This window comes from Rosenbergiella australiborealis (genome assembly GCF_018494035.1).
GTDB classification, from domain to species: domain Bacteria; phylum Pseudomonadota; class Gammaproteobacteria; order Enterobacterales; family Enterobacteriaceae; genus Rosenbergiella; species Rosenbergiella australiborealis.
The window spans coordinates 1-215 of record NZ_JABBFO010000058.1 but is presented as its reverse complement, the minus strand read 5'-3'; the positions used below and the strand labels follow the sequence as shown (position 1 = coordinate 215).

Here is a 215-nt window from a genome sequence, read left to right as displayed (position 1 = left end):
GGTGCATCCGGGAGGATTCGAACCTCCGACCGCTCGGTTCGTAGCCGAGTACTCTATCCAGCTGAGCTACGGATGCATAACAGAATTCTTGTAACTGACAGGTAACAAACTTACCGAAGAAGTGTATAACAACCATTATGGTGCATCCGGGAGGATTCGAACCTCCGACCGCTCGGTTCGTAGCCGAGTACTCTATCCAGCTGAGCTACGGATGC

General features: G+C 52.1%; 2 tRNA genes. Both read right to left on the bottom strand.

Annotated elements, in window-relative coordinates:
• Positions 1-2 precede the first annotated feature (2 nt).
• Positions 3-76: transfer RNA gene (locus HGT73_RS14705), tRNA-Arg, on the bottom strand.
• A 62-nt stretch (positions 77-138) separates the two neighbouring features.
• Positions 139-215, bottom strand: a tRNA-Arg gene (locus tag HGT73_RS14700).